Annotated in this window: 16 protein-coding genes; 8 read left to right on the forward strand and 8 right to left on the reverse strand. The window is 62.2% G+C overall.

Features of this window, described 5'->3' with window-relative positions; all coding sequences use genetic code 11:
* Positions 1–6: 6 nt before the first annotated feature.
* Positions 7–702 (reverse strand): SDR family NAD(P)-dependent oxidoreductase, encoded by a 696-nt coding sequence (locus tag HBF24_RS02310; protein WP_167168297.1) that lies wholly within the window; start codon positions 700–702, stop codon positions 7–9.
* A gap of 129 nt (positions 703–831) precedes the next feature.
* On the opposite strand from HBF24_RS02310, the gene HBF24_RS02315 reads away from it, so the two are divergent.
* A complete protein-coding gene (locus HBF24_RS02315) occupies positions 832–1,761 on the forward strand; it encodes a LysR family transcriptional regulator (RefSeq protein WP_167168300.1) in 930 nt (309 codons plus the stop codon).
* 169 nt (positions 1,762–1,930) lie between these two features.
* Here the strand turns inward: HBF24_RS02315 and HBF24_RS02320 are convergent, their stop codons facing one another.
* From HBF24_RS02320 to HBF24_RS17265, 3 genes are all read right to left on the reverse strand, one after another.
* Entirely contained in the window at positions 1,931–2,761 is an 831-nt protein-coding gene (locus HBF24_RS02320) for a ZIP family metal transporter (RefSeq protein ID WP_167168303.1), read from the reverse strand.
* Between the two features lie 277 nt (positions 2,762–3,038).
* Entirely contained in the window at positions 3,039–5,333 is a 2,295-nt protein-coding gene (locus tag HBF24_RS02325; RefSeq protein WP_240922053.1) for a TonB-dependent receptor, read from the reverse strand.
* Positions 5,302–6,180, reverse strand: a complete 879-nt coding sequence (locus tag HBF24_RS17265) for a TonB-dependent receptor plug domain-containing protein (protein WP_343162686.1) — start codon at positions 6,178–6,180, stop codon at positions 5,302–5,304. Before HBF24_RS17265 ends, HBF24_RS02325 begins: the two co-directional genes overlap by 32 nt.
* A gap of 775 nt (positions 6,181–6,955) precedes the next feature.
* On the opposite strand from HBF24_RS17265, the gene HBF24_RS02330 reads away from it, so the two are divergent.
* Positions 6,956–7,375, forward strand: coding sequence for a hypothetical protein (locus HBF24_RS02330; protein ID WP_167168305.1), 420 nt, complete (start codon positions 6,956–6,958; stop codon positions 7,373–7,375).
* On the opposite strand, the gene HBF24_RS02335 is transcribed toward HBF24_RS02330, so the two are convergent.
* Entirely contained in the window at positions 7,345–8,124 is a 780-nt protein-coding gene (locus tag HBF24_RS02335; RefSeq protein ID WP_167168308.1) for a hypothetical protein, read from the reverse strand. The two genes, HBF24_RS02330 and HBF24_RS02335, sit on opposite strands and share 31 nt — an antisense overlap.
* A 248-nt stretch (positions 8,125–8,372) precedes the next feature.
* On the opposite strand from HBF24_RS02335, the gene HBF24_RS02340 reads away from it, so the two are divergent.
* The 4 genes from HBF24_RS02340 (at position 8,373) to dsbG (ending at position 12,468) form a co-directional block, all read left to right on the forward strand.
* Complete coding sequence (locus HBF24_RS02340) at positions 8,373–9,896, forward strand: glycoside hydrolase family 64 protein (protein ID WP_240922058.1); 1,524 nt, start codon at positions 8,373–8,375, stop codon at positions 9,894–9,896.
* A 138-nt stretch (positions 9,897–10,034) separates the two neighbouring features.
* Positions 10,035–10,883: a metalloregulator ArsR/SmtB family transcription factor gene (locus HBF24_RS02345; protein WP_167168311.1), complete on the forward strand. Its 849-nt coding sequence runs from the start codon at positions 10,035–10,037 to the stop codon at positions 10,881–10,883.
* Complete coding sequence (locus HBF24_RS02350) at positions 10,883–11,713, forward strand: TlpA disulfide reductase family protein (RefSeq protein ID WP_167168314.1); 831 nt, start codon at positions 10,883–10,885, stop codon at positions 11,711–11,713. Before HBF24_RS02345 ends, HBF24_RS02350 begins: the two co-directional genes overlap by 1 nt.
* Complete coding sequence (gene dsbG / locus HBF24_RS02355) at positions 11,710–12,468, forward strand: thiol:disulfide interchange protein DsbG (protein WP_167168317.1); 759 nt, start codon at positions 11,710–11,712, stop codon at positions 12,466–12,468. Before HBF24_RS02350 ends, dsbG begins: the two co-directional genes overlap by 4 nt.
* 24 nt (positions 12,469–12,492) lie before the next feature.
* Here dsbG and HBF24_RS02360 read toward each other — a convergent pair whose 3' ends face one another.
* The 3 genes from HBF24_RS02360 to HBF24_RS02370 form a co-directional block, all read right to left on the reverse strand.
* Entirely contained in the window at positions 12,493–13,455 is a 963-nt protein-coding gene (locus HBF24_RS02360) for a glycoside hydrolase family 16 protein (protein ID WP_343162687.1), read from the reverse strand.
* A 123-nt stretch (positions 13,456–13,578) separates the two neighbouring features.
* Positions 13,579–14,508, reverse strand: a complete 930-nt coding sequence (locus HBF24_RS02365) for an NADP-dependent oxidoreductase (RefSeq protein WP_167168320.1) — start codon at positions 14,506–14,508, stop codon at positions 13,579–13,581.
* A gap of 103 nt (positions 14,509–14,611) precedes the next feature.
* A complete protein-coding gene (locus HBF24_RS02370) occupies positions 14,612–15,259 on the reverse strand; it encodes an SDR family oxidoreductase (protein WP_167168323.1) in 648 nt (215 codons plus the stop codon).
* Positions 15,260–15,715: 456 nt separating this feature from the next.
* Here HBF24_RS02370 and HBF24_RS02375 point away from each other — a divergent pair, with 456 nt between their 5' ends.
* Both HBF24_RS02375 and HBF24_RS02380 read left to right on the forward strand, forming a co-directional pair.
* Positions 15,716–17,512, forward strand: a complete 1,797-nt coding sequence (locus HBF24_RS02375) for an alkaline phosphatase family protein (RefSeq protein ID WP_240922060.1) — start codon at positions 15,716–15,718, stop codon at positions 17,510–17,512.
* A gap of 292 nt (positions 17,513–17,804) precedes the next feature.
* Positions 17,805–19,007 carry a cytochrome c peroxidase gene (locus tag HBF24_RS02380; protein WP_343162688.1) on the forward strand — a complete coding sequence of 401 codons (1,203 nt, stop codon included), beginning with the start codon at positions 17,805–17,807 and terminating at the stop codon, positions 19,005–19,007.
* Positions 19,008–19,063: the final 56 nt, after the last annotated feature.

The following is a 19,063-nucleotide window of genomic DNA, read 5'->3' on the forward strand; positions in this document are numbered from 1 at the left end:
CGTCCATCACCACGGCACGGTGTCGCCCCTGAAGTCCAGGTATTCCAGACCCGGGCGGCCCATTTTTTCGAGAAGCACATTGACCAGCTTCGGTACGTTTTCATCCATGCTGTAGGGCGCGTCCGCGCCACCCAGTTCGGTACGTACCCAGCCCGGCGCCATTAATACCATGGCGCGCTGGCCGGAGGCGTGGCGGGCCGCATAGCTGCGCATGAACATGTTGAGCGCGGCCTTGCTGCCCCGGTAAAGCTCGCGCTGCCCGCGCGTGTTGTCGGTGATGCTGCCCTGGCCAGAGGACATGATGCCGATCATGCCGTCGCTGGTGACCTTGTCCTGAAGCTGCTCGATCACGCGCAGTGGACTGAGCGCGTTTGTCAGCATCACCTCAATGAATTCCTCGGTGGAGACTTCGCCGATGGTCTGGTTCGGATCGCGGTTGGTAATGCCGGCATTGACGAACAGGATGTCGAAGTGGCGATGGTCCAGGCGCTGCTTGAGCGCCTGCAACTGAGCGGCGTCACGTATGTCCAGTTGCTCGATGTCAAGGGCGTCGGTGTGCTGGGCAGCCAGTGCGTGTAGTGGCGTACCGGCATCGGCACGTACGGTGCCGGTGACGTGCCAGCCCTTGTGCAGGAACTGCGCGGCCATGGCGTGGCCCAGTCCGCGCGAAGCACCGATGATGAGTATGCGTGGTTGCGACATGCGTTGTGCCTGGTGGGAAGGTGCCGTCATGGTGGCACTGGCAATAAGGCATGCGCCAGACGCAAGACTTGCAACAAATAGTTGCATCAAACGCTTCTATGGGCGCTTTAGCCGCTATGCTTGGTGTCCATGGCAGACATCGATCTCAACCTGCTGCTGGCGTTGGACGCACTGCTGGCCGAGCGCAGCGTGACAGCAGCGGCGCATCGCCTGGACTTAAGTGTGTCGGCGATGAGCCGTACCCTGAAGCGACTGCGCAAGGTGACTGGGGACCCGCTGCTGGTGCGGGCCGGGCGCGGTCTGGTGCCGACACCGCATGCACTGGCCTTGCGTGAACGTGTGCAGGGTCTGACGCAGGAAGTGCGGACGGTGCTCAGCCCGCCGCGCGAGCGCTTGCAGCTGGCCACGCTGGCGCAAACTTTCACACTGCGCGCCAACGAATCATTTGTGCAGTTGCTGGCCGCGCCACTGGTGGCCGCTGTGGCCAAGGTCGCGCCGCGTGTGCAGCTGCGCTTCGTGGCCAAACCGGACAAGGCGCCCGCACCATTGCGGGAAGGGCGCATTGATCTGGAAATCGGCGTGGTCGATGACGCGGCGCCGGAGCTGCGCACGCAAGCGTTGTTCCACGATCGCTGGGTGGGTCTGGTGCGTCGCGGCCACCCCTTGCTGGCAGTTCCCACCATCACCGCCAACGACCTGACGCGCTATCGCCACGCGGTTGCCGCGCCGGGTGGGCGGGTGAGCCGTGTGGCGGATGAGGCGCTCGACGCGCTGGGGCTTGTGCGCGAGGTCGGTGTGGTAGTGCCAGGGTTTCCTGATGCCATGCGTATGGCCGCGGCATCGGAGCTGGTCGCGGTGGTGCCACATTCCTGCCTGGGCCATGCGATGATCGGCGAGGACGCCAGCGCGCACGGGGTGGAACACTTCGAGTTGCCGCTGGCGCTACCTGGCTTCACCATCAGCGCGATATGGCATCCACGACTGGACGCCGATCCCGCACAGCGTTGGTTGCGTGGGCTGGTCAGCGAGCTGTGCCGCCGTGCTTATCCTGCACACTGACGCGACCAGGGCATCCGGCTAAGTTCGCGTAGATACGTGCGTGGCGTCTGCAGGACATTGCTGTGAAGAGGCTCGACCAGGTTGCCGGCTGTCAGATGCTCGCGGGCGATGAGGTGATGGCCGTCGGCCAGCACTGCGCGCCAGGTGTGGTGTCGATCTGGGGCTTCTCTCAATGCCATCCGAAACGCGCCGCAGCGACTACCAGCGCGGCTGCAGCTGCAGCACCTATGAATCTGGTGGTGTTGATGGGTGTCTCATCGTTGGATTGGCGTGAGAAATCCAGGCCCACGTGCAGGAATATGCCAGTGGCCAGGCCGCTGAGCAGGCCGTCGCCGTGATTGCTGGAATGGCCCGCCCAGATGGCGACGGGAATGGCTACCAGTCCCACCGCGCAGGAGGGCGCCAGGAGGGGCAGGCGTGAATGTCCGATGCGCTTGCGCATGCGCGCAATGGCGAAGCCGGCGGGTAGTTTATGCGCGATGATCACTAAGCCAAGGGATACGCTCAGCGTTGGCACGGCGGTATAGGCCAGGCCCATTGCCGCGCCGGCCGCTGCCGCGTGCACGGTGATCGATATCAGTGCACTGTCGCCGCCAGCGCGATGGGGGCGGTGGGGAGTCAGCAAACGGTCCAGCGCCATGCCCAGAAGCAGGCCGATACACACGCCGAGGCCTCCGCCGCGTGGGTCGCCGTGCAGCGCCGAGGGCAACAGGAACAGGCACGCGCTGGCGATCATGGTGCCGGCGGCCAGCCCGTCGGTGATGGCCAGGCCGCGTCGTCCGGCGGGCAGCGTCAGTTCCGCCAGCAGCCAGCCCAGCAGCATGGCCGCCAGAGCCATGGCGGAAATCACCACCAGCTTGCCGTGATGCACGCCAAGGCCCAAGGCCATCAACGCCACCCATACCAGCGACAGAAGCGCCCACCACGATCGCCGATGTGCGTCGGCTTGCGGCGACGAGATCGGTGAGCGGGCGTTGGAATCGGAAACCGAGTGGTTCATGGGGCTGCAAGGAGATGGCTGGGCCTGCTGTGGCCGGCGGCGCCCAATGAATACGGGCGAGGAGTGTCCTGGCGGGTATCGGGAGGCGTGAGTGTTGTCTGCGATAAGCGGCTGTCTTTGATTGTTATAATATAACATTAAATGCAGGATGGCGAGTTCTGTTCTCCCGCGGTGATACAAAAAAACCCCGGACTCGTCACCGAGTCCGGGGCCGCACTTCGCAGCGGGGTTTACCCGGGGCCGAGCAAACTCCCGCTACGCGAGGGGAACGTGCGATTTACTTGCCGGGGCCGAACTTGTAGGTCACGCCCAGGTAGTACTGACGACCCGAATAACCCAGCGAGTTGAGGCGCAGCTTGGTGTCATCACCAAGATACGAACGGGTCGTGGAGCGGGTCAGGTTCATGATCGAAGCGGTCACCATGAAGTGCTTGTTGAACTCATAGTCACCGTTCAGATCCACCTGGTGGTACGGCGCCTGATACTCGGTCAGACCGGCCACCAGACCATTGACCACACGGCCGGTCCAGTTGGACGAAGCACGCAGCAGCAGCTTGTCATTCTGGTAGTACACCGACAAGTTGCCGGCAAACTTGGCGCTGCCGATCAGGGCCGATTCGCCGACCTTGGTGTCGCCAATGGATACCGCCGTCTCGTTGGTCTTGTTGAGCGTGTAGTTGGCGATCACGCCAATACCGTTGGAGAAGTCGTGCTGGGTGAAGATCTCCACGCCCTTGGACGTGCCCTTGCGGCCGTTCGCATTGGTGCTGTACTGCATGAACTGTTCAGGCGTGCCGTCGACGTTGACGGTGCGGTTGGTCACCGTGACCGGCACCACGAAGTTCTTCACCGTCTTGTCGAACAGGTTCATGCCGATCACCGAGTTCGGCGCGTAGTACCAGGCGGCACCGAAGTCGAACTGGGTGGCCGTGAACGGCTTCAGGTTCTTGTTGGCACCGCTGCCGTACCAGCCGGGCAGGGGCGAACCGAACTGCTTGCGGTCGTTGTAGTAGTCCTGCGAGTAGTAGGTCAGGTTGCCGAGCTGGGCCAGATCGCCGTAGTTGGCGCGGGCAATGGCCTTAGAGCCGGTCAGACGCAGCACCACGTTGTGCGGCAGGCTGTAGACGATGTTGAAGCTCGGCAGCACATTGGTGTAGCGCGAACGTTCCGAGTCGATGGCGTAGGTTTCGGTGTACTGCTGGCTGCGCGGAAGGTACTGGAAGTCACCCGGTGCACAGGCGCCGCCACCGGCGTTCACGCCCGAGTTCGGGCAGATCAGGATGTTGCCGTTGGCGTCGTGGTAGTAGACCGCGTGGTTCTTCGTGATCTTGTCGGCCGTATAGACGTCCTGCATGGTGCTGACAAAGCGCACGCCGACGTTGCCACGCCAATTGCCGGTGTTGTAGTTGGCCTGGATATAGGCTGCCGAGATCGCCTCCTTGATGAACGACTGGTCGTCCGGGTGCATCAGGCGCTGGGTGTCGTAGGTGTTGTTCAGATAGTTGTAGTAGGCCGGGAAGTTCAGGCCCGGGAAGATGCTGTCACTGAACACGCGGGTGTTGGAGGTCAGCGAATGCGGCAGCAGGAAGCTGGACTGCAGCGTACCGGCGCCTGGATCGCAGGACTGGAACTGCTCGGTCGTGCCGGGGCAATACCAGCGGATTTCGCCACCCTGCTGATGGGCGTGCGTGTCGCGGTACTTGGCGCCGAACTGGATCGAATCGAGCCAGCTGACGTTGGGCGTCCAGGTGAAGTCCAACTGGGCGAAGTTCTGCGAGGTGTCGGTGTTGACGAAACCCGAACCGGTGGAGCCCAAGTCCATCTGGCCGATACCGTTGAGCATGTTCTGCAGCACATCCGGCGATGCAGTCATGGTCGGCTTGCCGTTCAGCGTCCACTGGCTGATCTGGCTGCCGTCCTCCCAGTGACCGTTGACGAACACGCGCGGCTTGGCAGCGGCGCCAAATTCCACCGACGGGCCGCCCTTGGCCCAGGTACGGCCGATGTTGAACGAGCCGCTCAGGTAATCACCACTCCATTCACCGGTGATGTTGGCGACCTGCGAGGTGGCTTTCTCGACTGAGTAGTTGCCGGTCAGCCACGGCGTCTGCGTGGAGCATACGTCCACCGCCTGGCGCGCTTCGCCGGTGCTCGGATTGACCGTCGCGTTGCAGCCGGTGCCCGCGGCCGGCAGCTGATAGTTGGCGCCGGTGACAATGGTGCCGGACGAATCAAACGTCAGGCCATTGGGCGCCAGCAGGCGGCCTTGCTCACTGGAGTAGGGGCTGTTGGACAGGTTCCACTCCGGCATCTCGAACACGTTGGTGATCTGGGTGCGCTTTTCCTGGAAATGGAAATAGTTGGCCGTCAGCAGGAAGTTGTCGGTGGGCTTGAACTGCATGGTGGCCTGCACACCGGTGTTCTTCAGATCCAGCTGGGTCTGGCTGGTGCTGAACTGCTGCGGCATGAAGTAACCGGAGTAGGTGTTGCCGGCCTGGTCGACCACGCCACCACCTGGCCACAGGTCGATGTTCGACTCCTCAGATCGGGTTGAACTGGTTGCCGTGGACATTGGTCGGCGGCTGCGCGTCGTAGTCGTTGGCCCACCAGTGCCAGCTGGAGGCGTTGGCCGAATATTCGGTCTGATGGCGCTTGCGGTAGGTGCCACCGAGCAGGAAGCCGAAGGTGTCGTCCTTGTTGTGCCAGGAGTACAGCGCCGAACCGCTGGGTTCGGTCTTGTGGTTGGCGTCCTCACCGGAAGCTTCCACTGAGACGAAGCCCTTGTTGGACGGCATTTCCAGCGGACGGCGCGTGTGCAGCTCGACCACGCCGCCGATGCCGCCTTCATCCAGGCTGGACTGCTGGCTCTTGTACATTTTCACACTGGAAAACATGTTCGAGGGCAGCAGCAGGTAGTTGAACGAGCGACTCAGGCCCGCCGAGGTGTCGGCGGAGGCCACGTAATTGCCGTTCAACTCGGTCAGCGTCAGCTGCGGCGCCAGACCGCGGATGCTGACCGTTTTGCCTTCACCCTCGCTGCGGCTGATGATTACGCCAGGCACGCGCTGCAACGCGTCGGCGATATTCTTGGCTGGGAACTGGCTGATGTTCTGCGCGTTGATGACCTCGACCACGGCGTTGGAGTTGCGCTTTTGCTCCAGGTTCTCGTGGATCGATTGACGAAAGCCGGTGACCACCACCGTCTGCAGGTCAGAGGCCTGCTGCTTGGCGATCTTGGCCTTGGCGGCCTTGTTGCTGGTCGACTGCTGCACGGCCGTGGTGGCCGGCGAAGCGGCTGCGTCCGGTTGCGCCGCCATGGCGATGCCGGTGCTGGCCAGGTAGCCGCCCACCGATAGCGTGGCCACGGCGATGGCGGTATACAGCGGTTTGCGTGCGAATGCCTTGGATTGGTTGTTCACTTTGTGGTCCCTCCCCACATGTAAGGTCACGGTGACGAATGTCAGTGCGTCCTGATCCGGTTGGTGCGATGTGCCTTCATGGAACGGCTGATGTTATGTCTCGCAGGGCAGGCGCGATGGCTTGCCGGGCCCGGAACGTGTCGATCGAAAAAATGTGAATCGCTGGGTCGTATCTCTAGGTCAACTGAAAGGGCGTGAGCCTGCAGGTCTCGCCGTACGCGCATGTCCTCCTCTGGTTTTGATTAGAACGATCCAAAATTTGGACGTAATGAATCGCCGATGCAGCGGCGCCTGCATGACATGGTCATGCCTTCCATTCGTTTGCCCGCAAGTGAACGGTAACGTTACCTAGGGCACGCGATACCACTTTCGAAAGTCGCAGAGCTTGGTCAACCCCTTGAATCTCCGCGAGACGGGCAGTGCACCGGAAAACGGTGCGAGTAAAGCTGTCACAACAGTCTTATTCCCGAACCGTCTCCGCACAGGCCATGCATTCATGTGTGGAATGTCGTCCATGCGTGTGCGTGGAGGTAACGCTACCCAACTCTTTCTCCAGTTTCAACCTTTGTCTAATGTTTTTTTAAAACGAGCTATCCGCCCTGTACGCTGGATCGGATCGGCCGCGCGGCGTAAATTCAAGGCTACGTCGAGATTTTGGGCCACAAGGAGATGCGATTATGCTTCGACATAAAGGGTTTTTTGCGATGGCGGTTCTGGGGGCCCTGACGTTGGCGCCACCACTGGCAACGGCGAAAGATTCGCCATTACTAGGTCGTTGGATGATACCTCGCGTCTGCCGATGTCACCCTCGGCGCGACCCAAGCGCGTCATCATCACCCTGTCTCGGGTAGCCACGCACCGACTCAGCATGGATGTCGCCATCACCTATGCCGATGGCTCGAAGGTGCATAGTCACAATGTCGCTACGCTGGATGGTTCGGCGGTCAGGGTGACGGGCACGCCGGAGGCCGATCAAGCCGCCATGATCGAGCCGCGCGCCAATGTGCTGGTGTTGGCGCTGGGCAAGAACCACATGCCCGCCTCAACCCGCGTGTACAGCGTACAGAGCGATGGCCGGCACATGGTCGAAACCGCGGTGGGGTACGACGGCCAACCAACGATACATACACATTACTTCACGCGTCTGGTGTCGGGGCCTGCACATCAGGTGGTACCAGACCGATCGTCACATTGATGTCTCTGGCGGGTGGCTACGATGTCGTGCGCATACTCGGGTGCGGTTGTTGGTCGTGCGGCTGGTGGTTGCATCGCTTCGGCCAGCACTTGCGTGTAAACGCCGAGCCGGATCCGAAGGCTTATTGTGATCAAGCTTTGCCAATACATCCCTGCCAAGGCGCAAAAACCGATGACCTGCAGCCACGAGGGATGGGGCGGCCAGTGGGCATCCTTGAACTGTAGAAACAGGGCAGCCAGCAGTGGCAGCACGCCGAGCTTTTCCAGGCTGCCGGTGATCAGTGGCGTTTTCTGCATCATCAGCTGCTGGCGTTGTGCTGCGAACGCATGCAGTGTTGCCAGTTGGGCCTGAGGGTATTGACGCAGCCAGGCGGTCAGCTCAAGCCGCTGGGGCAGATCGAAGTCCAGCACCTCGGCGAAGATTCGTCGCTCATGTTTGAGTCCTCTACACATCTGTGGAAGGGTGCTTGCTACGAGCATGAGCAGACCGACCAGTTCGAGCACGAGCGCGGTGAAAAGCACCCAGCGCGTCCACTCATGCTGGTGTGGCAGAAGCTTGGCCAGCAACAGGCTGCCGCCACCTGCGGTGCAGATCAATGCCAGCCCGGTCTTTTCCAATCTTCCCATTCGCAGATCAAGCGATGCATGCTGCGGCATCTGATCGAGACGTGTCTCCAGTGTGCTGAAGCTCAGTCGAGGTGGGTCCATGGCCAGAGCGATCTCCGTGTGCTGTAGAGGCACGCCGAGCATGGCGCCTTTCGCTTCCCGCCGCCAAGCTCGGCGTCATGAACATGAATGTTGACCTGGACCCATGGCGGGTCTGTGAAGCAGTGCGCGCTTCTGTCGGATCAGTTTTCACATAACCGGACGCAGGTCGAAAATCGTTGACGCCGGCACTCCCAGTATGGATGGCGGTTTGCACGTGGGGGCGTGCGAGCCGGGTGCATGGCGCATGCGCCCGACAATCGTCAGAAGGACTTGATCCAAGGAGAGCAGCTATGAAACGGTTTACCTTATGGTTGGGCGTGCTGATGGCATGTCTGATGTTGCTGGTACCTGCCGCGCAGGCACAAACGGCCAGCGACTACAGCCAGGGCGTGGATGTGTCCGGGTCCACCGCCACTATTTGGTTTTTGCCGACTGGCACGGACACCAGCTGGGTGGATGTGCACTACACGCTCAATGGCGGGAGTCAGCAGAACCTGCGCATGAGTGCCGTCAACGGACGCTATGAGACAGCGCTGTCACCGGTATCCGCTGGCGGCACCATCAGTTATTGGTTCACCTACAACAAGGGTACGCCGGCCTACAACAGCGCGACCTACAGCTACACCGTCAGTGGTGATACCGGCGGCGGTTCCGGTGGCGATAATGGCAGTGGCGGCAGCTGGAATGGGCAGACCACGTTCCATATCGTCAACCACACCAACGGGCAGTGGGCCGACAACCAGGTCTACTGGGCCATCATCGGCAAGGACTGGAACACCGGGAAGTTCGTCTATGTGGACCAGTCAGGCAACCTGCATCCGATGTCCACCGCCGACAATGGCGCGCTGGTCAAAGATGGCGTGGGTTACACCAATTACTTCCACACCATCGCACAGGCCGGCGCGGTGACCATCCCTCCGATCAACTCGGCACGCATCCTGTTCTCGGTGGGCTCGCCGATGTATATCCGCGTGGTGAAGGACGCCAACGGCAATATCGGTTATGCGGGCGCCAATATCGATAATCCGAGCGATCCGAACATAGACGTCTATTTCGATTTCGGCGAAATGGCCATCCTGCCGCCGAGCAATGCCAACCCGGGCATCTTCGTCAACACCACGCGTGTGGATCAGTTCGGCTTTCCGTTGAAGCTGCGCGTGCAGGGGCTAAATGGTTACGACCAGACCGTGGGTGAGCCACTGACCGAGTCGCGCAGCCAGCTGATGTCGGAATTTCAGTCGCAGCTGCCGTCACAGTTTGCCTCGCTGGTGCATTCGCCGTATCGCATTGTGGCACCGGCTCACGGCAGCTTTGGCTCGGGGCAGGCCAACGTCAACTACATGCAGAGCTACATCGACTCGGTGTGGAGCTATTTCCGCACGCATGATCTGGTGTTCACGCTGGACAACATGGGTACCTTCCATGGTCATGTCGAGGGCAACACGTTTGTCTTCACCGGCGGCAATGCCAATGGCACCTACTACATCAACGGTGAGCCGAGCACGCAAGAGGTTTTCCTGGGCAATGGCCTGTTGAACGATCCCGCTGGTGCCAGCGATGTCGGCGTGCAGCTGCAGATCCAGGCCCAGCTTTGCGCGGCGCTCAATCGCCATGTCGCCGAGAATCCTTCACTCTGGTACGACCAGTCGGCGCATTATCCGGCCGGGCAAGCCGCCAACTGGTATGCCAAGTTCTGGCATGACCACAGTATCGATGCCAAGGCCTATGGCTTTGCCTACGACGATGTCGGTGGCTTCAGCCCGTCGCTGCACACCAATGCACCCACGGATGTGACTTTCACCATCGGTTGGTAATGGGCTCCGTCAGGAGCGTTGTGCAAGGCGTGGCAGGTACCAGCCGGCCACGCCTTTCTTCAGCCAGGCCGGAGCAGGCATGGACAACCGGCATTGGCACATGCACACTTGTATTTATATTTAAGTGAAATATAAAAAGTGCCTGCCTCAACCTTGCTACAAATTCGCGCGGAGCGAACGGCTGCGCTGCTGCGGGCTCTTGGCCACGCCAAACGCTTGCGGATCCTGTGCAGATTGCACGCGCAGGGAGAGGCGTGCGCGGGTACGCTCTCGCACGAGCTAGGTATTGGGCCTTCAGCGTTGTCACAGCATCTGGCGCGCATGAGGGAAGAGGGCCTGATACGCCAGGAGCGTCGAGCTCGCCGGGTCTTCTACGTGGTCGATGAGCAGTGTGCGCCAAGCATCGCTCCCCTGCTTGAGGGCATCTGTTCACCACTGATGGACGAAGATGCGCCATCGCAGGTGCCATCGGGTGCGCTGAAAGCTGTGATGGGACTCGGGAAGCTGCCATCTGGCTTGGGGCAGGAGGCCTCCGCGCCGGAGGTCTTCGCCGGGGAAGATGTCGGGACGAGCCTTCGCTACCGACCCGATGAGCGAGCATCTCATCGGCTGGTTTTCGCTTTGACATCGGCACCGGGCAAGGGCCTGGGGCATCCGGGGTTGGCTCGGGTGGCGCGGGTCCAGCGCCTATACACGGCAGCGGGAGTGCCCGCCTCGCAATTGCAGGTCAGCGTGGTAGTCAGTGGCGCCGCGCTTACATCTGTGCTTGATGAGCGTTCGCCAGATCAGGAGGCGCGACGGCACGCGGACGCAACGCTGATTCGGCAGCTGGTGAGGGATGGCGTTGAAGTTGTGGTCTGCGCGCAGGCCATGACGATGAATGGCCTGGGGGCTGCGGCGCTGCTGCCGGGCGTCGCGATGGCCTATTCCGCGGTCACCGCACTGGACCATCTGCAGCAGGCGGGTTACAGCCTGCTGCAGGCGTAGTGTCATTGGGACCCCTGGCATTGCCGGCCGTGGTCTGGGCCTGTCTGGTGGGGCTTGTCACCGCACAGGTGACTGCTCATACCCTCGCGCGTCGGGGCAAGCAAGATGCCGAGCAGGCCCTCTGGTGGAGCGTGCTGGCGGCTTGTGCCCTTGGTCGTGCGGTGTTTGTGACGCGATGGTGGCGGCACTATGGCACGGACCCGCTGGGCATGCTGGATATCCGCGATCGCGGCTTCGATGCCATCACGATGGTGGCGACCTTGCTGATGGCGGTCTTGTGGTTTGCTTGGCGCCGCTCCGCGCTGCGTTGGCCGCTTGTATGGTCGACGGGGACTGGCGGGCTTGTGGCGGGTTTCGTGTTCTTGACGGCGGGACTGCTGGAACACGCGACGCATCAGCCCCTGCCACACCTGAGTTTGCCGACACTGAAGGGCAGGCGCGCCGACATCGCGTCCGATTCGGGCCAGCCCGTAGTGCTCAATCTCTGGGCGACCTGGTGCGGGCCATGCCGCCGCGAGATGCCTGTGCTGGCTCGTGCTGCGGATCGACACAAGACCATCCGCTTCGTGTTCGCCAACCAGGGAGAATCCGCCGCCGTGGTGGGTCATTTCCTGCGGCACCGGGGCTTGGGGCGTGCGCATCAGTTTCTGGATACAGGGCAGCGACTGACGCGCCGGTTCAACGTTCACGGCTATCCCACCACGCTTTTTTTCGATGCCAGCGGCACGCTGAGAAGCGTGCACCTGGGTGAGCTTTCGCCGGGAACACTGGCCGAGGAGCTCGCCCACATCACCCCTTCTTCTCCCAACCCTCACGGAAAGACTCCATGAAACACTGGTTACCGCTGTTGGCGTTGGGCCTTGTGGCCTGTTCGCAGGCCAGCGATGCGCCCAACACCTATCCCGCTCCCATCCAGGCACTGCAGAACAAAGGGGTGAAGATAAAATCAACCATGCAGGCGCCGCCTGGCTTCAAAGGCTATCTGGGCGAATATGCCGGACATCCGGTGCCGGTATATCTGTTGCCGGATGGCAAGCATGTGTCTATCGGTGAGCTGTTTGATAGTGCCGGCGAGGATGTGACTCAGCAAGCCTTGCAGGAGGCGACGCAACAGCCACTGGGCGCGGCCACATGGAACCAGTTGGGTAAGGCGACCTGGATTGCCGAGGGTGCGACGCATCCAAAGCACGTAGTCTATGTGTTCACAGATACAGAGTGCCCGTTCTGCCATCGACTCTGGGCGGCTGTGCAGCCCATATTGTCCCGTGGCGATACGCAGGTGCGCTATATCCTGGTCGCGGTCATTTCACCTAAAAGTGAACCCCGCGCGGCAAGTATCCTGGATGCGGCCAACCCGCTTGCTGCCATGAAAAGTCACGAGGCGGGGTTTCGCCATAGTCCAGTCAAGCCCTCGATATCCATCTCATCTGCGACCCAAGCGCATATCCAGGCCAATACCCGGCTGATGAGTCATCTTGGTTTTCAGGGCACGCCTGCCACGGTCTACAAGGATGACAAGGGGCGTATACGAACAGCCGTTGGCATGCTGCCGCAGACGAGAGTCGAGCGGATATTCGGCCGTTAGCTGCGACCGCAGTGGCGGGCGGACTCAGTCTTTGCGTGTCCACACGCCGACGTAGTCCACCAACATGGAGTGACCGGGGTCGGTGCTGGCGACCGGAGTCCTGATGTTGCCGGCCAGCGCATTGGGAAACTCGCCGCCCATGGCCACATTCAGCAGCAGGAAGAAGCCGCGCTGATGCGTCAGGGTGTTCCAGACCTTCGCGGTTAGCTGGTCACGAGTGATGCGGTGGTAAAGCTTGCCGTCGACGTACCAGCGCAGTTGGTCGCCGTGGTGGCGCCGATCCCATTCAAAGCGATAGGTGTGGAATTGCCCGACGCAGCTCTTGTCGGGGCAGGGCTCGGCCTGGCCAATGCCGGAGGGTTCGTTGCAAGGCCCGCCCGGCGCATAACCACAATGTAGCGTGCCCCACACCTGATCCATGCCATTGACGCTTTCCATCACGTCGAACTCACCGGCGTGAGGCCAGGCAAAATGCTTGCGGTAACTGGCGCCGATGGACCAGAACGCGGGCCAGTAGCCCACCGCGTGCTTATCGCTGACGCCCGGCATGCGGATGCGCGCCTGGAACCGGACAATCCCGCCGGGTGGCGGCGCAAAGTCGGCGCGGCGTGTCTCGATGCGCCCGGACGTCCAATGACCGTTCTTGTCGCGAAGTGGGGTGATGCGCAGGTGACCGTGTCCGTCCAGGCTCAGGTTGTCGGGGTGGCGCGTATAGCGCTGGCGTTCATTGTTGCCCCAGAACACCGGGCCGCCCGAGTAACCGTGTCCGGTGTCGATAATCCACTTGCTGTGGTCGGGCAGCTGCCGTTGCGCGCCCTGGAAGTCATCGCTGAACTGCAGCGACCAGCCAGCAAGCTTCGGTACCTGCGCTCGAACCGGAACGGCGATAGCCGCCAGCAGGCAACCGGTAGCCAGCAGCACGCGCAAGGCGAAGTGACGCGGAGGGGTGGGATCGTTACCTGAATCGACGAAAGCTGACGTTTTCACAGATGGCGGCGTCCATGGAAAGGGCACCGGCTCAGCGCCGGTCGGCGGAGTCTGCAAGAACAGGGCCAGCCAGAAAAGGCCTGGCTGGTTCGACGGCTGTCGGCGCAGGCGTCGACCGGGCCGTCACGCGGCCATCTTCAGCACCAGTTTGCCGCGAATATGTTCGCACTGCAGAACGTCCTGCGCACGGGCAGCCTGCTTCAGCGGGAGGCTTTCGTGCACCGTCACGCTGACTTCTTTGGCGTCGATCATGCGGCCGATGCGCTGCAGCTGAGCGGCGTTGGGCTGCACGGTATAGCGTGTGGCGCGCATGTGACGACGATGCGCCTCGTCCTGTGAGGGCTCGCCAAGGGTCGAAACCAGCATGCCGCCAGGTTTGAGCACCTCGAACGAGCGCTGCTGGGTCTCGCCGCCGATCAGGTCGAACACCACGTCGACGTCGCCCAGCTGGGCAGAGAAGTCCTCATGGCGATAGTCGATCACCTGGTCGGCGCCCAGGGCTTCAAGAAAAGGCGCATCTTCGGCGCGGGCCGTGGTAAGCACCTGGGCACCGGCACCGCGTGCAAACTGCACGGCGAAGTGGCCGACGCCGCCACTGGCACCGTGGATCAACACACGCTTGCCCTGTGCCACATGGCCATGGTCGAACAGGCCTTGCCAGGCCGTCAGCGCCGCCAGAGGCACCGCGGCCGCTTGCACGGCGTCCAGCGTCGACGGCATCGCGGCGACCTCGCTGGCACGCACGGCGACATAGTCGCCATAAGTGCCGCGACCGGTGGCGGCCATGGCGTACACGGCGTCGCCTTTTTGCAAGCCTTCGACCCGGGCACCGACCTTGCTGATCACGCCGGCCACATCACGACCCATGCCGACCGGCAGCTGGCTGGCGACCACGGGCGGATAGTCGCCTTCGCGAATCTTGAAGTCGACCGGATTGATGCCGGCGGCCTGAATATGGATGACCACCTCGTCCGGCTCCGGCGAGGGCGTGGGCACCTGGTCGGTAACCAGGGCGCTGGAATCTCCAAATCGATGAATGCGGACCAGTTTCATAGCGGTCTCCTTCAGCGGTGAGCGAGGGGCAGCGCCGTATGGCGCCCTGGCCGACGCCAAGGCTGGCGGGCGCGGGCGCAAGGCGACGTGAAGGGGCGGCGTTTCAAAGCGCCTGTAGCGCGGCATCGATCGGCGTGTCGCCGCTTATCAGGTCAAAGGCCTTGTGCTGTGCGGATGGCATATCCAGACAGCGGGCGATCACATGAGCCACATCGGCTCGTGCGATCGAACCACCTTCAGGAAGGTCGGTCGCCACGTGCACGTGGCCGGAGCCGTCATCGTCGGTGAGTCGCCCCGGGCGCACGATGGTGAAATCCAGCCCACTGTCGACAAGCAGCCGATCAGCATAATGCTTGGCCGCGTAGTAGGGGCGAAGCACGTCTGACCAGTGTTCCCGGTTGTGGGCCTGCAACGCGCTCAACATGACAAAGCGCCGGATGCCGTTTTGCTGCGCGGCCTCGATCAGTTTGCCTGCGCCGTCCAGGTCGACCAGCAGGGTCTTGTCCGGCCCCGTCGAGCCGCCGGAACCGGCAGTGAAGATGATGGCGTCAGCGTCCTGGGTCGCTTCAATCAGTTTGGTGACGGGCTCTTCCAGCGATACCAGCGTGGCCGGAATGCCCCGGCCAGCAAAGCCTTCCACCTGTGCCTGCTTGCGTGCCAGCACGTGAGGTGTGTGACGACCTTCTTCGGCCAGGCGTTTGACCAGATGGCGGCCAACCTGACCGGTGCCGCCCGCGATTACAACCTTCATGTCCTGCCTCCTTGATTGAAATGCTGTTGCCAGAACACTTGGGGCAGGGCGAGGGCTTGCAAGCCGGGCCATCAGCGCGCGCTCAGGAAGCGAGTGGGTGACGTCGGTGTGATCTCGGTCACGTCCGCCCTGTTCATGTATGGCGCCAAGTGTTGGGGCTGTTTGTTCAGTGGGGTGCGCCGTGTGTATGTCTAATGTTCTGATCCTTGGACGAAAACGGGAGTTTGGCATCTTCCGGTGTTGTGTCGAATCTCTGAGAAGTGCCTCTCTCTGTGACTGAACTGGCCACCCATAGGGTGATGTCCGCTATCTGTTGTCGCCTAACCGTCAAGTTGCGCTGTTTCAATCGGATGTGATCGCCTCGCCTGGACGCGGCGATTGTCCATAGGGGAATCCGTTACCCGGTATCGACGCACCTTCGCGTTCGGTGCCCGTCCTTCTTCAAGGAGTCCTTTCATGTTTCGTCGTCGCATGTTTGGCCGTATCTGGTTGCCGGCATCGCTGGCCGCAGCAACTTTGATGGCTGCGGTTGGGGCGCAAGCCGTGCCCGGGCACTCGCTGGGAGCCGGCTGGGGAAACCAGGGTGGGCCCTGGCACGGAGGCTCATCACCGCAGGATCGCGTGGCCACCGCTACGCCGATCAAGCACCTGGTGGTGATCTTCAGCGAGAACCGCTCGTTCGATCACTATTTCGGTACCTATCCGCACGCTGCCAACCCGGCAGGAGAGCCGCGTTTTGTGGCCTCGCCGTGGACACCGCATGTGCACGGCCTGGACGCCGCACTGCTGATGCAAAACCCCAACAAGCTAAACGCGGTCAATGGCGAAGATGGCGTCAACCCATTCCGTCTGGACCGCACCCAGGCCAACACGGAAGGCCAGAGCCACAGCTACACGCCCGAGCAGCTGGCCTACGATAATGGCGCCGCCGATCGCTTCCCGGCCTACACCGGCAACAACAGCGTCAGCAGCACCGGCACGTTCGGCACGCATGGCCTCGTGATGGGTTATTACGATGGCAACACGGTGACGGCGCTGTGGAACTACGCGCAGCATTTTGCCATGGACGACAACGCCTACACCGACACCTACGGCCCATCGACGCCGGGTGCCATCGAAGTGGTCTCTGGCACCAACAACGGTGCGCGCATCGTCAAGGGCACAGGCGCCACCATTGCCGACGGGCAGGGCGGCCTGACGCTGATTGGCGACACCGACCCGGCTTACGATGTGTGCTCGTCGACGACCAGCACGCTGATGATGACCTCCAGGAACATTGGCGATCTGCTCAGCGCGCACAAGCTCAGCTGGGGTGGTTTCATGGGCGGTTTTGATCTGACCGCCACCAACGCCAATGGCTCCACCGGTTGCCAGCGCAGTACCTATTCCAGCGTGCTGGACGCCACCAAGACCGACTACATCCCGCATCACAACTGGTTCCAGTACTACGCCTCCACGTCCAACCCGACGCATGCCCGCCCGACCGCGGTGGCTGATATCGGTTACACCGATCCCAAGGACGCCACCGACACGCCGGTGCATCACGAGTACGATCTCAACGACTTCTTCGCCGCAGTGTCGGCGGGCAATTTCCCGTCGGTGAGCTATCTGAAGGCGCCGGCGGTGGGCGATGCCCATCCGGGCAATTCCGATCCGCTCGATGAGCAGGCCTACATCGTGCGCGTGGTCAATTTCCTGGAGCAGCAGCCGGACTGGAAGAACACCGCCATCATCATCACCTACGACGATTCGGATGGCTGGTACGACCACCGCTACGCTTCGCCGACCACTTCATCGTTCGATGCCGATACCCCGCAGAGCACGCATCAGGGCACGGTGCTGGGGGCCGATCAGCTCAATGGTCCGGGCGTGTGCGATGCGCCGGGTGCCAAGCCGGGCGTGGGTGTGCATGGCGGCAAGGTCAATGGCCGCTGTGGACCGGGCACGCGTATTCCGTTCATTGTGATTTCGCCATACGCGCGCCAGAACTTTGTTGACGACACTCGCCTTACGCAGTCCTCGGTGGTGCGTTTCATCGAAGACAATTGGCTGCACGGCGAGCGCATTGGCGAAGGCTCCAACGATGCCACCGCCGGCAACATCATGGGCATGTTCGACTTCCGCCGTCCGCCGGCGTTCGATGCCCAGCCGCTGATGCTTGATCCGGACACCGGAACCATCGTGCCGTCCACGGTGCATGGCCACGGTCATCATGGCTGGCCGTGGCCCGGTCACGGCTTCTGGCACGGTTGATGGATGGACGCGGCGCCAGCTGTTGGCGCTGGTGCCGCGTCAGCCTTTCCTCGTGCCGCGTGTGAACCGCACGCGGTGCGTTGACGCGGAACGCTTCATGCAACGACCGAACACGCCCGCATCACGGCGCCGTCGCGGTGGCGCATACACGCTAATCGCTTGTGCTGCGCTGGTGCTTGCCTTGAGCTTTGCCTGGCTGGCACGGGCCAGTGGGGTCTCTGCGTCCGTTTTGCCAGGGTCTAACCCGCATCCGGTAACACTCCACTTTCCCCGCAAGCGTGCACTGAGCGCGGTGGCGCAGCTGGGTAAGGCGCTGTTTTACGACCCGATGCTGTCGGCGTCGGGGAAGCAATCGTGCGCTTCCTGTCACGATCCAGCCTACGGCTACAACCCGCCCAATCACCAGACGCTGCAACCGGGCGGGCCGCACCTGCACAAACTGGGTAACCGGCCGCCGCCGTCGCTGGCTTATCTGTATCGCCAACGGCCTTTCAGTATTGGGCCGGATGCCGGCGAAGTGGAGGTGCCGGTCGATCTCAATACCGTGGCCGCGGCCCAGCGCGGGCAGGCGCGTGCGACCAAGTCGGCGGGCCAGTTGCCGACGGCGGTGCCGATGGTGCCGCAGGGTGGGCTGTTCTGGGACGGACGCGCCGATTCGCTGCAGCGCCAGGCCTACATTCCCATGCTCAATCCAGTGGAGATGGCCAACCCGAGCATCCAGGCGATTGCCCGCAAGTTGCAGCGCAGCCGCTACCTGAAGCAGTTTGCGCTGCTGTTCGGGCCGGGCGTGGCGCACGATCCCGAGCAACTGGTATCGGAGGCCATGTTCGCGATCGGGCGCTACCAGATCGAGGACAGCTCAATTCACGCCTTTACCAGCAAGTACGACGCCTGGCTGGAGGGCCGCGCGCGCCTGGGCCCCTCCGAGCTACGTGGCCTGCAGGCATTCAACGATCCGAACAAGGGCAATTGCGCGGCCTGTCACTTGAGCCAGGTCGGCAAGGACGGACTGCCGCCGCTGTTCACCGACACCCAGTACGAAGCGCTTGGCGTGCCACGCAACCGTGCCTTGCCACTTAATCGCGACCCGGCCTTCCACGATCTTGGCTTGTGCGGCCCGTACCGCAAGGACCTGGCCAGGCAGACCCAGTACTGCGGCATGTTTCTGACGCCGACGCTGCGCAATGTCGATCGCCGCGCGGTGTTCTTTCACAACGGCGTCTACCACTCGCTGCGACAAGTGCTCGACTTCTACAATCTTCGCGCCGTGGCACCGCAGAAAATCTATCCGCGCATCGCCGGCGGAAAGGTGGCGATCTACAACGACTTGCCCAGGCGCTTTTGGAAAAACGTCGATACCACCGACGCGCCTTTCAATCGCCGGCGAGGCGACAAACCGGCGATGAATGAGCGCGATATCAGCGACATCATTGCCTTTTTGCATACGCTGGACGATGGCTATATGGCGCGCCCTGCCGAAGAGCGTTCGAGATGACGCGTGGCGCGCTGCCACGCCCTGGCTGTGTTATCTGGCCCATCGAAGGCAGGCAT

The organism is Oleiagrimonas sp. C23AA, from assembly GCF_011759385.1.
Taxonomy (GTDB): Bacteria; Pseudomonadota; Gammaproteobacteria; order Xanthomonadales; family Rhodanobacteraceae; genus Oleiagrimonas.